Source organism: Thauera chlorobenzoica (assembly GCF_001922305.1).
Lineage (GTDB): Bacteria > Pseudomonadota > Gammaproteobacteria > Burkholderiales > Rhodocyclaceae > Thauera > Thauera chlorobenzoica.
In genome coordinates, this window is record NZ_CP018839.1 from 2,870,509 (window position 1) to 2,885,034 (window position 14,526).

At 67.4% G+C, this 14,526-nt stretch carries 11 protein-coding genes; 4 read left to right on the forward strand and 7 right to left on the reverse strand.

Going from position 1 to position 14,526, the window contains the following annotated elements:
- Nucleotides 1-26: 26 nt before the first annotated feature.
- The 4 genes from mfd to amrB form a co-directional block, all read right to left on the reverse strand.
- Entirely contained in the window at nt 27-3,557 is a 3,531-nt protein-coding gene (gene mfd, locus Tchl_RS13305) for a transcription-repair coupling factor (RefSeq protein WP_075148832.1), read from the reverse strand.
- 163 nt (nt 3,558-3,720) lie between these two features.
- A complete protein-coding gene (gene amrS, locus Tchl_RS13310; protein WP_075148833.1) occupies nt 3,721-4,842 on the reverse strand; it encodes an AmmeMemoRadiSam system radical SAM enzyme in 1,122 nt (373 codons plus the stop codon).
- Between the two features lie 43 nt (nt 4,843-4,885).
- Nucleotides 4,886-5,452, reverse strand: a complete 567-nt coding sequence (gene amrA, locus Tchl_RS13315; protein ID WP_075148834.1) for an AmmeMemoRadiSam system protein A — start codon at nt 5,450-5,452, stop codon at nt 4,886-4,888.
- A complete protein-coding gene (gene amrB / locus Tchl_RS13320) occupies nt 5,439-6,263 on the reverse strand; it encodes an AmmeMemoRadiSam system protein B (protein ID WP_075148835.1) in 825 nt (274 codons plus the stop codon). Before amrB ends, amrA begins: the two co-directional genes overlap by 14 nt.
- A 204-nt stretch (nt 6,264-6,467) precedes the next feature.
- Between amrB and ispD the strand changes: the two genes are divergently transcribed.
- The 3 genes from ispD to thpR are packed head-to-tail and all read left to right on the forward strand — an operon-like array spanning nt 6,468 to nt 8,237.
- Entirely contained in the window at nt 6,468-7,169 is a 702-nt protein-coding gene (gene ispD, locus Tchl_RS13325) for a 2-C-methyl-D-erythritol 4-phosphate cytidylyltransferase (RefSeq protein ID WP_075148836.1), read from the forward strand.
- A gap of 4 nt (nt 7,170-7,173) precedes the next feature.
- Nucleotides 7,174-7,668: a 2-C-methyl-D-erythritol 2,4-cyclodiphosphate synthase gene (gene ispF, locus Tchl_RS13330; protein ID WP_075148837.1), complete on the forward strand. Its 495-nt coding sequence runs from the start codon at nt 7,174-7,176 to the stop codon at nt 7,666-7,668.
- A gap of 11 nt (nt 7,669-7,679) precedes the next feature.
- Nucleotides 7,680-8,237, forward strand: coding sequence for an RNA 2',3'-cyclic phosphodiesterase (gene thpR / locus Tchl_RS13335; RefSeq protein ID WP_075148838.1), 558 nt, complete (start codon nt 7,680-7,682; stop codon nt 8,235-8,237).
- A gap of 232 nt (nt 8,238-8,469) precedes the next feature.
- Here the strand turns inward: thpR and Tchl_RS13340 are convergent, their stop codons facing one another.
- Nucleotides 8,470-8,910, reverse strand: coding sequence for a host attachment protein (locus Tchl_RS13340; protein ID WP_075148839.1), 441 nt, complete (start codon nt 8,908-8,910; stop codon nt 8,470-8,472).
- Nucleotides 8,911-9,115: 205 nt separating this feature from the next.
- Nucleotides 9,116-9,898: a M90 family metallopeptidase gene (locus Tchl_RS13345; RefSeq protein WP_075148840.1), complete on the reverse strand. Its 783-nt coding sequence runs from the start codon at nt 9,896-9,898 to the stop codon at nt 9,116-9,118.
- Nucleotides 9,899-10,027: 129 nt separating this feature from the next.
- Between Tchl_RS13345 and Tchl_RS13350 the strand changes: the two genes are divergently transcribed.
- Entirely contained in the window at nt 10,028-12,244 is a 2,217-nt protein-coding gene (locus Tchl_RS13350) for a RelA/SpoT family protein (protein WP_075148841.1), read from the forward strand.
- Nucleotides 12,245-12,305: 61 nt separating this feature from the next.
- Here Tchl_RS13350 and ppk1 read toward each other — a convergent pair whose 3' ends face one another.
- A complete protein-coding gene (ppk1, locus tag Tchl_RS13355; protein WP_075148842.1) occupies nt 12,306-14,378 on the reverse strand; it encodes a polyphosphate kinase 1 in 2,073 nt (690 codons plus the stop codon).
- Between the last annotated feature and the right edge of the window lie 148 nt (nt 14,379-14,526).

The following is a 14,526-nucleotide window of genomic DNA, read 5'->3' on the forward strand; positions in this document are numbered from 1 at the left end:
AGCGGGGTTCAGTGAACGTATGTTCATCAAGTCCGGACCGCTTCGAGCAATTCGCGCACCGCCTTCACCCGCTCTTTCAGATCGGGCAGGCCGGCGCGGCGGATAAGTTTTTCCGGGCCCGCCATCCTGGTGTTGCGGTCCTTCTGGACCAGAAAGATCACCTTCACCGGGTCGATCGGGGCGTCCTTGGCGAACTGCACGCTGATCTGCGCCTCCGAGGCGTCGAGCTTGTGCACGCCGAAGGCCTTCACCAGCATGCGCAGGCGGTGGGTCTCGATCAGCGCCAGGGTCTGCGGCGGCAGCTCGCCGAAACGATCGATCAATTCCTCCTGCAAATCGCGCAGCTCGTCCTCGGTGTCGCAGTTGGCCAGGCGCTTGTACAGCGTCAGGCGCTCCTGCACGTCGGGGCAGTAGTCGGTGGGCAGCAGCGCCGGGGTGTGGAGGTTGATCTCCGACACCACCTCGAGTGGCTGGCTCAGGTCGGGCTCCTTGCCCGCCTGCAGGTCCTTCACCGCGCGCTTGAGCATCTCGGTGTACAGGCTGAAGCCGACCTGCTGGATTTCGCCGGACTGGTTTTCGCCCAGCACCTCGCCCGCGCCGCGGATCTCGAGGTCGTGCATCGCGAGGTAGAAGCCGGAGCCGAGCTCGTCCATCATTGCGATCGCTTCGAGGCGCTTCTGCGCCTGCGCCGTGGGCTTGGCGTGGGCGTCGGTGAGCAGGTAGGCGTAGGCCTGGTGGTGGCTGCGTCCGACCCGGCCGCGCAGCTGGTGGAGCTGGGCGAGGCCGAAGCGGTCGGCGCGGTGGATGATGATGGTGTTGGCGGTGGGGATGTTGATGCCGGTCTCGATGATCGTCGAGCACAGCAGCAGGTTGGCGCGCTGCTGGGTGAAGTCGCGCATCACGCGCTCGAGCTCGCGCTCGGGCAGCTGGCCATGGCCGACGACGATGCGCGCCTCGGGCAGCAGCTCCTCGAGCTCATTGCGCATGTTGTCGATGGTGTCGACCTCGTTGTACAGAAAGTACACCTGGCCGCCGCGCTTGAATTCGCGCAGCACCGCCTCGCGGATGATGCCGCGGCTGGCGCGCTGGACGAAGGTCTTGATCGCCAGGCGCTTTTGCGGCGCGGTGGCGATCACCGAGAATTCGCGCAGGCCTTCCATCGCCAGGCCGAGCGTGCGCGGGATCGGGGTGGCGGTCAGGGTCAGGATGTCGACCTCGCTCCTGAGCGCCTTCAGTGCCTCCTTCTGGCGCACGCCGAAGCGATGCTCCTCGTCGATGATGACCAGCCCGAGGCGCTTGAACACCACGTCCTTCTGCAGCAGGCGGTGGGTGCCGATGATGATGTCGACCTTGCCTTCGCCGAGCAGCTGCAGCGCCTCGGCCTGCTCCTTGGCGGACTTGAAGCGCGACAGTTCGGCGAGCTTGATCGGCCAGTCGGCGAAGCGGTCGGCGAAGGTCTGGTAGTGCTGCTCGGCGAGCAGGGTGGTCGGGCACAGCACCACCACCTGCTTGCCGTCGGCCACCGCGATGAAGGCCGCACGCAGCGCCACTTCGGTCTTGCCGAAGCCGACGTCGCCGCACACCAGGCGGTCCATCGGCCGCCCCGACTTCATGTCGGTGACGACAGCGTCGATTGCGGCCTGCTGGTCCGGGGTGGTCTCGAAGCCGAAGCCTTCGGTGAAAGCCTCGAGGTCGTGCTGGCGGAAGTCGAAGCGGTGCCCCGGGCGCGCCGCGCGCTGGGCGTAGAGCGCGAGCAGCTCGGCGGCGGTGTCGCGCACCTGCAGCGCTGCCTTCTTCTTCGCCTTCTCCCATTGCCCGGAGCCGAGCCGGTGCAAGTCCACGCCTTCCGGGTCGGCACCGGCGTAGCGGGTGATCACGTGCAGCTGCGCCACCGGCACGTAGAGCTTGTCGCCGCCGTTGTATTCCAGGTGGAGGAACTCGGTGTCGCCCTCGCCGAGGTTCATGTGGATGAGGCCGAGGTAACGGCCGATGCCGTGCGACACATGTACCACCGGGTCGCCGAGCTTGAGCTCGGAGAGGTCGCGCAGCCAGCCTTCCATGGTCGCCGCCTTGCGGCTGTCGCGGCGACTGCGGCTGCGGGCGGTGGCGGCGTAGAGTTCGGCCTCGGTCAGCACCGCCAGCCTGGCCGCCGGCAGCACGAAGCCGCGCGCGAGCGGAGCGATGCCCAGCGCCACCGGGCTGCCGGTGTTGAGAAAGGCCGCGAAGTCGGTCGTCGGCTCGGGCTTCACGCCGTATTCGGCAAAGAACTCGGCCATCGTTTCGCGCCGGCCGGGCGAGTCGGCGAGGAGCAGGATGCGGCCGCCGGCCTCGTCGATGAAGCTATCGATGAAGGCCTTGAGCCGGTGCAGCGGGTCGGAGGACTTGCGCTCGACGGCGACCTCGGGGGCGGGCAGGGCGAGCGCGGCGGCATCGCGATCGGCGCTGTCCACCGTGCCCGCCGCTTCGCCCGCGGCGGTGCCGCCGCCCGCTCCGGCGCCGTGCCGGGTGTCGCGCTCGGCGCCGATGTCGAGGCGCGGGCGGCGCTTGAGCGCGATGAAGAAGGCTTCGTCGCTGAGAAACAGCTGTTCGGGCGGCAGCACCGGGCGGCTGCGGTCGCCTTTGAGCAGGTCGTGGCGCGAGCGGGTGTCGCGCCAGAACTCGGCAATCGCCGCGGGGACGTCGCGGTGCAGCAATACCGGGGTGTCGGCGGGCAGGTAGTCGAGCAGGGTCGCGGTATCGTCGAAGAACAGCGGCAGGTAGTACTCGATGCCGGCGGGGGCGATGCCGTTGGAAATGTCCTTGTAGACCGCCGCGCGTGTCGGGTCGCCTTCGAAGGTCTCGCGGAAGCGGCTGCGAAAGCGGGTGCGCCCGGCTTCGTCGAGGGGGAATTCGCGCGCCGGCAGCAGGCGGATTTCCTTCGTCGGGTAGACGGTGCGCTGGGTATCGGGGTCGAAAGTCCTGATGCTCTCGACTTCGTCGTCGAACAGGTCGATGCGGAAAGGCAGTGGCGAGCCCATCGGGAACAGGTCGACGAGGCCGCCGCGCACCGAGAATTCGCCGGGGCTGACCACCTGGGTGACGTGGGCGTAGCCAGCGAGTGCCATCTGCGCCTTGAACTGCTCGCCATCCAGCCGCTCGCCCTGCTTGAGGAAGAAGGTGTAGGCGGCGAGATAGCTCGGCGGCGCCATCCGGTAGAGCGCGGTCGAGGCCGGTACCAGCACGACATCGGCTTCGCCGCGGCTCAGCGCGTACAGCGTCGCCAGGCGCTCGGAGATCAGGTCCTGGTGCGGGGAGAAGCTGTCGTAGGGCAGGGTTTCCCAGTCCGGCAGCAGGTGCAGGCGCAAGGCCGGTGCGACCCAGGCGATTTCATCCACCAGGCGCTGGGCATCGAGCGGGTTGGCGGTGACCACCAGCAGCATCCGCCCGCGGGCGGCGAGCTGGGCGATCGCCAACGCGTCGGCAGAGCCGGCCAGCGGCGGTAGCTCGAGGCAGGCGCCGGGCTTGGGCAGGGGCAGGGTGGCGAGGTGGACGAGGAGGGCGTCGAGCGGGCTTGGCATCGGGGGAGTTCATCTGCGGCAAGAGGGCGTTCGCCCGCGGCGCGGGGCTGCGGCGAGGAGCGCAATTATCCCGCAAACCGCGCCTGCGCGCCCTTCGCCACGCGAGGATCGCGGCAATCGAAGCGGCAGCGCGGTTGTTGCCGCGGCAAGGCTGGGGGGGAATTCAGGGGCGACGGTGGATCGCGACCGGAATCCGGCGCGCGCCGAAGGCCTTGTCCACCGCTGCGCCGACTGCGCCGTAGCGCCCCGCGAGTACGGTGCCGCAGTGCGGGCAGGCACCCCGGGCGTCGAGCCGGTAACTGCGGATCTCGTACCAGTCGCGCACGATCAGGGCTTCACCGCAGCCGGTGCAGCGGGTGGTGTCGCCGTCGATGTCGTGCACGTTGCCGGTGTAGACGTGCTGCAGGCCGCTATCGAGGGCGATGCGCCGCGCGCGACGCAAGGTGTCCGGTGGGGTGGGCGGAAGGTCGTCCATCTTGAAATCCGGATGGAAGGCGCTGAAGTGCAGCGGTACGTCGGCGCCGAGTTCCCTGCGCACCCAGTTGGACAAGGCAGTGAGTTCTTCGTCCGAGTCGTTGTGGCCGGGAATCAGCAAGGTGGTGAGCTCGACCCACACATCGGTTTCGTGCCGCAGCCAGCACAGGGTGTCGAGCACCGGCTGCAGGTGGGCGCCACACAGCTTGACGTAGAAGTCGTCGGTGAACCCCTTCAGGTCGACGTTGGCCGCATCCATCCGCGAAAAGAAGTCCCTGCGTGCCAGCTCGGTGATGTAGCCGGCGGTGACCGCGACCGTCTTCAGGCCGGCGGCGTGGCAGGCGTCGGCGACATCGATCGCATACTCGGCGAAGATCACCGGGTCGTTGTAGGTGAAGGCGACGCTGTGGCAGCCCCAGTGCTGTGCGGTGGCGGCGATTTCCTGTGGCGAGGCGGCGTCCATCAGCGTGTCGATATCGCGCGACTTGGAGATGTCCCAGTTCTGGCAGAACTTGCACGCCAGATTGCAGCCGGCGGTGCCGAAGGAGAGGACGCTGCTGCCGGGGTAGAAGTGGTTCAGCGGTTTCTTCTCGATCGGGTCGATGCAGAACCCCGAGCTGCGCCCGTAGGTGGTCAGCAGCATGTCCTCGCCTTCGCGCATGCGCACGAAGCAGGCGCCGCGCTGGCCGGGATGCAGCTTGCAGTAGCGCGGGCACAGGTCGCACTGGTAGCGGCCGTCGTCGAGCGCATGCCAGTAGCGGGCGGGATGGCGGCTGCCGGTGTCGGCGGTCGGCGAGGGGGAAGTCTTCATGGACGGTCGCTCCGGCTCGGGTGGGCGCAGGCGGGAAGGGCGCTCAGGAATGGGCCTGTTCGCTCTCCTTCCATTTCTGCACGTGGTAGCGGGCGGCCATCAGTTCCACCACCTCGCGGTTGGTGGGCAGGCCGGCCTTGTGCTTGAGCGCGTTGAGGAAGGCGCGCGGCTCGGGAAGCTGTTCCCACACCTGGGGCAGGAAGGTGGCGCTGCTGCAGCCCGAGAACAGGATCAGGCCGTCTTCGAAGGGGCGCAGCTGAGCGAGCAGTTCTTCTTCACCGAAAAAGTCGATGAACTCGGGCTCGGACAGCACCGAGACTTCGATCGCAATGCCGTCGAGCTCCTCGCCGGTGAGGGGCGGAAAGCGTGAATCCTTGCTCGCCGCGGCAATGGCGTTGGTCATCACGTCCTCTCCCAGCGGGTGCGAGCGCCGCAGGCTGCCGATGCAGCCGCGCAGCTGGCCGTCCCGGAGCAGGGTGATGAAGGAAGCGCCGCGCTCATGCAGGCGGGTGTCGTCCGGCACCTCGGGAGCGGGGGCGAGCCCGAGACGGTGGGCAATCGCCGCGCGGGCGAGCTTGAGCAGGATGGGGCCGAGGTCAGTGTCGGGCATGGTTGGGGTGCTCCGTGTCGGAAAAGGCGATGCTGGTGTAGCCGACCACCCGCGTCCGGTCACCGGCGGTATCGCCGGAATTGCGCAGGTCGAGCAGCTGGGGTTGAAGGTGATGGCGGCGAGCAGCGAGGACCAGGCCGTTGATTGGGGTGGCGCCGCACGCCTGCTCGTGATCGATGCCGTCGTGCAGGGTAAGGACTGCTTCGACGGTGGCCCGGTCGGTCCACTGGGCCTCGCGGTAAGGATGGTAATGAGACAGGTCGGAGCTGACGACGATCAGGGTTTCCGGCCCGCCCCACAGCGCCTCGAGCAGTTCTGCAACCGCCGCTGCGGGGGCGTCGCCGACCAGCAGCGGGACGATCTCGAAGCGTTCGAGCACCACCTGGAGGAAGGGGAGCTGGACTTCCAGGCAGTGCTCGAGGGCGTGGGGGCGGTCATCGACCTGCACATCCGGCCTGGCCTGCAGCGCCAGCCAGTCCGCCTGCGACAGGGACACTTCCCCCAGCGGCGTGGCAAAAGTCTGAGCCGCGGGCAGGGCGAAGCCGCGCACCGCCATCCGATGGGTGGGGCCGAGCAGCACCACCCGCCGGATGCGCTCGCGCAGCGGCGCGAGCAGGCTGTAGGCGCTCGCCGCGACCGGCCCCGAGTAGATGTAGCCGGCATGGGGGACGATGACGGCCTTGGGCATCGGCGCGGCTTCGAGCGGGACTGCGGTGGCCAGCAGCTCGGCGAGCTGGGTGCGCAGCACGCGCTCGTCGTGCGGATAGAACAAGCCGGCAACCGCGGCCGGGCGAATCGAAGCGGCAGCCATGTGTGCAATTCCTGCCTTCAAGTCTTCGGGGGAAACGACGATGCAATTATAGGATGCCGCTTGCGCGATGCAGGTTCCGCGTCGGGGCGCCATTGTACGCGGTGCTGCAGGGCGAAGCGGTGCCCCCTGATGCAGCCGGACCTGCGCCGGGAGAGGCCGTGCGGGGAACTGACGCGGCGCTCGCTCCCCGGCTAGAATCGGGCCATGCAGACCTTCCATCCTCGTCACTTCGCCATCGTCCCGGCGGCCGGCAGCGGTTCGCGCATGGGGGCGGTGCGCCCCAAGCAGTATCTGCCGCTGCTCGGGCGGCCGTTGATCCACCATGCCCTTGCCACGCTGTGCGCTGCGCCGGCGATCGACAAGGTCTTCGTCGTGCTCTCGGTCGATGATGCCGAGTGGGCGCGACACGACTGGAGCGCGCTCGGCTCCAAGCTGGTGCCGCTGTTCTGCGGCGGGGCGACGCGCGCCGACAGCGTGCTCGGTGGCCTGCGGGCGATCGCCGACGAAGCGGCGCAGAGCGACTGGGTGCTGGTGCACGATGCAGCCCGCCCCTGCCTGGCATCCTGGCACATCGACAAGCTGATCCGCGAGCTGGCTGGCGAGGAGGTCGGCGGACTGCTCGCGGTACCGGTTGCCGATACCCTCAAGCGCGCCGACGAACAGCGCCATGTCGTCGAAACCGTGGCGCGCGACAGCCTGTGGCAGGCGCAGACGCCGCAGATGTTCCGCTACGTGATGCTGCGCCGTGCGCTCGAAACCGCCCGCGAAGTCACCGACGAAGCCAGTGCGATCGAGATGGCGGGGCTGCGTCCGCGCCTGGTGCAGGGCGATGCGACCAACCTGAAAGTGACCTATCCGCTCGATCTTCACCTGGCCGAGTGGATCCTGCACAACCGCCGGGGCTGAACCCATGAACTTTCCTTTCCGCATTGGCCAGGGCTTCGATGTCCATGCCCTGGTTCCGGGGCGCCCGCTGATCATCGGCGGAGTGACGATTCCCTTCGCCTACGGTCTGCTCGGTCATTCCGACGCCGACGTGCTGTTGCATGCGCTCACCGATGCCCTGCTCGGTGCAGCCGGCCTGGGTGACATCGGCCGCCTTTTTCCCGACACCGATCCCGCCCATGCCGGAGCGGACAGCCGGGTGCTGCTGCGCGAAGCCTTTGCCCGCGTGCGCGCGGCCGGCTGGGCGGTCGTCAATATCGACGCCACGGTGATCTGCCAGGCGCCGCGCATCCTGCCGCACGCGGCGGAAATGGCGGCCAACATCGCGGCCGACCTCGGAATCGATGCCGCAGCGGTGAACATCAAGGGCAAGACAACCGAGAAGCTCGGCTTTACCGGCCGTGGTGAAGGCATCGCGGCCCAGGTGGTCGCCATGCTTGGATGCACGGGTGAGCCTTGAACGGACAGACGATGCCCGAGGCGCTTCTGCTTCCGCCCGTCCCGGCCCGTCGGCGGGTGTTCTTTGCGCTGTGGCCCGATCACGCGACCGCGGGGGTATTGCACAGCAGGGCGCAGGCGCTGTGGACGGCCTGCGGCGGGCGCTTGATGCGCCGCGATACCTTGCACCTGACGCTGGCCTTTCTGGGCGAAATTCCCGGTGCGGCGCTCGATCGGCTGCCGCGGGTGGCGGCGCAGCTCGAAGGCACGCCATTTACCCTGGAACTGGACCGGGTGGGGAGTTGGCACGGTCACCGCATCGTGTGGCTGGCGCCGAAAAATATCCCGCCCGCGCTGACGGCGCTGGTCGGGAGGCTCGGTTCGGCCCTGAACGCGGAAGGTTTCGAACTCGAAGCGCGCCCCTTTTCACCCCATGTCACCCTGGTGCGCAATGCCCGTGGCGCACCGCCGGCCACCGAAGCGGAGGCGGTGCACTGGCCCGTTGCCGCCTTTTCCCTGCTGGAGTCGGTCCACCGTTCGGGGGTGGCTGCTTATCGCCTGCTGGGGACTTGGCCGCTGGCCGGGGAATGAACCCCGGGCGGAAAAGACTCCGAAGCGTCGCGCCCCAGACGGTGCAAAAGGAAAACGGGGCGCACAGCGCCCCGTCCATTCTGGGCGTGTTCTGCGAACCGCCCGGTCTCCTGCGCGGAGACATCATTGTCGTGAAAGTGCTTCCATCAGAGAGAGGAATGCATCCTGGTCGATAGAGTCAAACACACCCTCCTGCAAAAAGGGCTGCCACGGCCCTGGATCATCACATGGCTCAGAGCAGGATTGCCGACCCGAGCCGAGCGCCGAGTTCGTTCTCTGGGGTCTTGGTGTAGTCCTTTTCGAAACGGTCGGTGATCAACTGCGCAGTTGGCCCGTCGATGACCGTGTTCAGCATGCCCATGAAGGCGGGCGGAGCGACCAGGATCGCACGCCTGAACGCATTGGCCGCACGTCCCTGGTACAGCTCCTGGGCGATCTGGTGGGCGAATACCTTGGCTTCATGGTGCTTGGGCAGCGTCTGGGGCTGCATCGATCCGCCCCCCGAACCGTTCGCTGCCATGGCGCCAGATCGGTCGGTGACGAGGTCGGCATTTTTCTGTCTGCTCTCGGGATGGATCAGTTCCTTCACCAGCGTCAGCCCCTTGTTGGGGCCGAGGTTCGCGTAGAGCTTCGCCAGGCTGGCGTTGGCAACCAGAATCCAGGTTATGGCCATGTGACACCCTCCATTGCTAGAAAAACCGCACTACCACGACGGGTATGGCGTGGGTGTGGTGGAAGCAGCTGCACTTTCAGCTTAGCCATTCCCCCGCACTCTGCCAATTGCAATTGTTGCCGCATGGTGAGATTTGTTTTTGCTGGCCGGGAATACAACCGACGGGAAAACCAGAAAATTCCCGTCGGCAGGCGCCTGGGGGCGTTCATGCCCTGTCTCCGTGCGGGTAGCGTGTCGCGGCGGCCGGATCGAGCCCGTAGAACAGGCGCAATTGCTTGTAGACGGCGGGGAAGCGGTCGCGCAGCGGGGCCGGGCATTCGAAGAAGGTCTCTGAGACGACGGCGAAGAATTCGCCCGGATCTTCGGCCGCATAGGGATCGATCACGGTCTCCACGCCGCGCTCGACTTCGGCGCAGAACGCATCGAAGGCTTCACCGAACGCCGCAGCCCAGGCGCTGCGCGACATGCCGGCGCGCAGGCGGGGCAACCCGTCGACACCGCCGTTTTCCATGTCGAGCTTATGGGCGAACTCGTGGATGACCACATTCACTCCGGGCGGGTGGGCGCCCTCGTCGAACCAGGCCACCAGCACCGGGCCGCCCTCCCAGGCTTCGCCCAGCACTTCGTCCTCGTATTCGTGGACCACGCCGGCTTCGTCGAACTCGCGCCGCGGGATGACGAAATCGCCGGGGTAGACGACGATGCCGACCCAGCCGGCGTAAGCCTCGAGGCCGATATCGAGTACCAGCAGGCAGGCCTGGAGCGCGATCGACAGCAGGATGTCGTCGTTCAGGTGCAGCCCGCGCGCGCCGTGGAACTGTTTGCACGCAAGGAACTCGAGCGCCAGCGCGCGCAGGCGGGTGCGCTCGGGCGGGGTCAGGAAGTCAAGAAAGGGCAGCGTGCGCTCGACCCTGTCCCACTGTTCAGCGGGGACTTCGGCTGGGTCGCGTCGTTCCAGCCCCAGCCAGCGTTGGATCCATTTCAGCATCGAATGGGGGTTCGTCGTTGTGTACGAGGTGTCGTCTCTGGCTGCGGATGATCGCACAGCAGGCCGCGGGAGAACGCGCCGGTGGCGGGGGCGGGCGGGGGGCGGCCCGATATGGGATAATCCGCCGCCATGGTCTCCGTCACTCATGCCATTTCCCAGGGCGATACCGCGCCCCCGATCGAACTGCTTGCCGCCGGCCTGGACGAAGTCGAGCGGGGCCGCATCGAGGCCGCGCTCGACTGGATCGCGACGCTCTACGAAGGCAAGGCACTCGGCACCGGCGAGTCGACCTGGACCCATGCGATCGGGGCCGCGCTGATCAGCGCCTCGCTGCGCCTGGATGTCGAAACGCGCCTGGCGGCGCTGCTGTTCGCCGTTTGGGACATGCTCGAGCATCCGGGCGAAGAGCTCGGCAAACGCTTCGGGCCGGCGGTGGCCGGGCTGGTGCATGGGCTGCACCGGCTCAACGGCCTGCGCGTGATCACGCGCATGACGGCAACGGCGAGCGCGCCCGAGATCCGCGCCCAGAACGAAGTGCTGCGCAAGATGCTGCTTGCCATGGTCGAGGACATCCGCGTGGTGCTGGTGCGTCTGGCCTCGCGCACCCAGACCTTGCGCTACTACGCCGACCAACCCGCCAACCAGCCCGCCGCAGGCTGCATCGAAATCGCCCGCGAGAGCCTCGACATCTACGCTCCGCTCGCCAACCGGCTCGGCGTGTGGCAGATCAAGTGGGAACTGGAGGACCTGTCCTTCCGCTTCATCGAGCCCGAGACCTACAAGCGCATCGCCAGGATGCTCGACGAGCGCCGGGTCGAGCGCGAACAGTTCATCCACGACGCCATCGAGCGCCTCGCCAACGAGCTTGCCGCGGCCGGGGTCAAGGCTGAAATCAGCGGGCGACCGAAGCACATTTACAGCATCTACAACAAGATGCGCAAGAAGCGGCTCGACTTCTCGCAAGTGTTCGACATCCGCGCCCTGCGCGTGCTCGTCGGCGAGATCAAGGACTGCTACACCGTGCTCGGCGTCGTGCACCAGATCTGGCAGCCGATCCCGAAAGAATTCGACGACTACATCACCAAGCCCAAGGGCAACAACTACCAGTCGCTGCATACCGCGGTGCTCGCCGGCGACGGCCGCGCGCTCGAGGTGCAGATCCGCACCCAGGCCATGCACAAGCACGCCGAACTCGGCGTGGCGGCGCACTGGCGCTACAAGGAAGGCGCCAGGAGCGGTAGCGACTACGACGAGAAGATCGCCCTGCTGCGCAAGCTGCTGTCGTGGCGCGACGAGGTCGCCGATGCCGCGCACTGGGCGGAGCAGTACAAGCGCGCTTCGCTCGACGACACGCTGTACGTGCTCACCCCGCAGGGCAGGGTCGTCGACCTGCCGCGCGGTGCCACCCCCGTGGACTTCGCCTACCGCCTGCACACCGATCTCGGCCACCACTGCCGCGGGGCCAAGATCGACGGCCACCTGGTGCCGCTCAACACTGCGCTGGAAAACGGGCAGACGGTCGAGATCGTTGCCGCCAAGGAAGGCGGGCCGTCGCGCGACTGGCTCGACCCGCGCCAGGCTTACGTGGCGACTTCGCGCGCGCGCTCGAAGATCAGGCAGTATTTCGCCCAGCTCGACGAGGAAGAGCTGCTCGCGCGCGGGCGCAGCTTCGTCACCCGGGAAATGCAGCGCGACGGCCACGCCCAGGCCAACATCGACGGGCTCGCCGAGCGCCTGGGTTTTCGCAACGCCGAAGCGCTGTTTCTCGCCGCCGGCCGTGGCGAAGTCGGCCCGCGTGCGCTGCAGGTGGCCTTGCGCGAAGGCGCTGCACCGCCGGCGGAGCCGGCGGCGGAAACCGGTTTCGTCGTCGGCCGCAGCCGCTCGGGGGACAATTCCGACAAGATCCTGATCGTCGGCGTGGGCAAGCTGATGACTTCGCTGTCGCGCTGCTGCAAGCCTGCGCCCCCCGATGCGATCGAAGGCTTCGTCACCCGCGGGCGCGGGATCTCGATCCATCGCATCGACTGTGGCGATTTCCAGCAGCTCGCCCGGGCCCACCCCGAGCGCGTGATCGCCGCCGAGTGGGGCGAACAGGGCGCGGACAGTCGCGATGCGCTCTACCAGGTCGACATCAACGTTCAGGCCGGCGACCGCCAGGGGCTGCTGCGCGACATTTCCGACGTGCTCTCGCGTGAGAAGCTCAACGTCATCGCGGTCAACTCGCTGACCAAGAAGGGCACGGCCTACATGCGCTTCACCATGGAAGTGCGCGGGATCAAGCAGGTGCAGCGGGCGATCACGCTGATCCGCGAGGTGCCGGGGGTGATCGACGCCCAGCGCCGCTGAGCCCGGTGCCCGCCGCGGCGCGCGGGAGGCGGTGCCGCCTTCCGCTGCGCGGACGAAAAGCTCAGCTGCTTGCCGCGAGTTCCTTGAGCAGGATCAGCTGTGCCGCGCGGCGAATGCTGCGCGGGTTCTTGCGGCGATAGCTGCCGTCGGCCTGCATGTCCCAGGCCTGGCAGTTGTCGCCGAGATAGGGGCGCAGGCCCTCCTTCATCACCCGGCGCTTGAGGCGGGGATCGAGCACCGGGAAGGCGATCTCGATGCGGCGGAAGAAGTTGCGGTCCATCCAGTCCGCGCTCGACAGGTACATCCGGTCTTCGCCGTCGGCGTGGAAGTGGAAGATGCGGTGATGCTCGAGAAAGCGCCCCACCACCGAGCGCACCCGGATGTTGTCCGACAGTCCGGGCACACCCGGGCGCAGTGCGCAGGGGCCGCGGATGATGAGGTCGATCTCCACCCCGGCCTGCGAGGCAGCGTAGAGCGCCTCGATGGTTTCCGGCTCGAGCAGGGCGTTCATCTTCGCCAGGATGCGCCCGCGCCGGCCCCCGCGGGCGATCTCGGCCTCACGCCCGATCGCGGCCACGACCTTGGGCTGCAGCGTGAACGGCGACTGCCACAGGTGGCGCAGCTCGGTCGCCTTGCCCAGGCCGGTGAGCTGCTTGAACACTTCGGCGACGTCCTCGCCGATCTCCTTGTTGCAGGTGAGCAGGCCGAAGTCGGTGTAGAAGCGCGTGGTGCGCGGGTGGTAGTTGCCGGTGCCCATGTGCATGTAGTGGCGCAGGCCGTCCTCTTCGCGGCGCACCACCATCAGCAGCTTGGCGTGGGTCTTGTAGCCGAACACGCCATAGACGACGTGGGCGCCGACTTCCTCGAGGCGGTTGGCGAGGGTGATGTTGGCTTCTTCGTCGAAGCGCGCCATCAGTTCGAGGACGACGGTGACTTCCTTGCCCTTTTGCGCCGCACGGGCCAGATGCTCCATCAGCACCGAGTCGGTGCCGGTGCGGTACACGGTCATCTTGATCGCCAGCACGTGGGGGTCGTCGGCCGCCGCACGCAGCATCTCGATCACCGGCGCGAAGCTCTGGAACGGGTGATGGAGCAGGATGTCCTGGCTGCGGATGGCGGCGAAGATCTGCTGGCGCTTTTCCAGGGCCTTGGGCAGGCCGGGCACGAAAGGCGGGTATTTCAGGTCGGCGCGCTCCACCCAGTCGGGGATCTGCATCAGGCGCACGAGGTTGACGATGCCCGGGGCGCGGTACAGGTCGTCGCCATCGAGGTGAAAGTGCTGCAGCAGGAAGGAGGCCATGTCCACCGAGCAGTTGTCGGCGACCTCGAGCCGCACTGCGCCGCCGAACTGGCGCTGCTGCAGTTCGCCCTTCAGCGAGGCGCGCAGGTCCTTGACTTCTTCCTCGTCGAGAAACAGGTCCGAGTTGCGCGTGACCCGGAACTGGTAGCAGCCCAGTACGTGCATGCCACTGAACAGTTCGCCGACATGGGCGTGCAGCACCGAGGACAGGAAGACGAAGCCGTATTCGTGCTCGCAGATCTCGCGCGGCAGCCGGATCACGCGCGGCAAGGCCCGCGGCGCCTGCACGATGGCGGCACCCGAGTCGCGGCCGAAGGCATCGCGCCCTTCGAGCTCGACGGCGAAGTTCAGGCTCTTGTTGAGCACGCGCGGGAAGGGGTGGGCGGGGTCGAGGCCGATCGGCGTCAGCACCGGCATCACTTCGTTCAGGAAGAACGTGCGGATCCAGGCCCGCTGCGCTTCCGACCACTGGTTGCGGCGCAGGAACACGACGCCTTCCTGCTCCAGTGCGGGCAGGATATCTTCATTGAGCAACTGGTACTGGCGGGCGATGATGGCGTGCACTTCGCGGCTGACGCGCTCGAGCAGCTCGGTCGGAGAAATCCCGTCTTCGCCCGACTTGCGGCTGCCGACGCGGATCTGTTCCTTGATGCCGGAGACCCGGATCTCGAAAAACTCGTCGAGGTTGCTGGAAACGATGCACAGGAAGCGCAGACGTTCGAGCAGTGGCACGGTCGGGTCGGCAGCCTGGGCGAGGACGCGGCGCTGGAACTGGAGCAGCGAAAGCTCGCGGTTGATGAAGTGATCGGCAGGATAGTAGTGGTCGTTTCTCATGGCGGTTCCGGCGTGGGTGGGCGCGAGTCGGCATCAATGATTATGTGACAGTTTTACTGCATGTTCATGACAGCTGCCGCGCACGAATATCGGCCAGGCGTATCGGAGCGGATTCGCGCCCGGCGCTCCTGCTCTGCAGCCGGGCGGG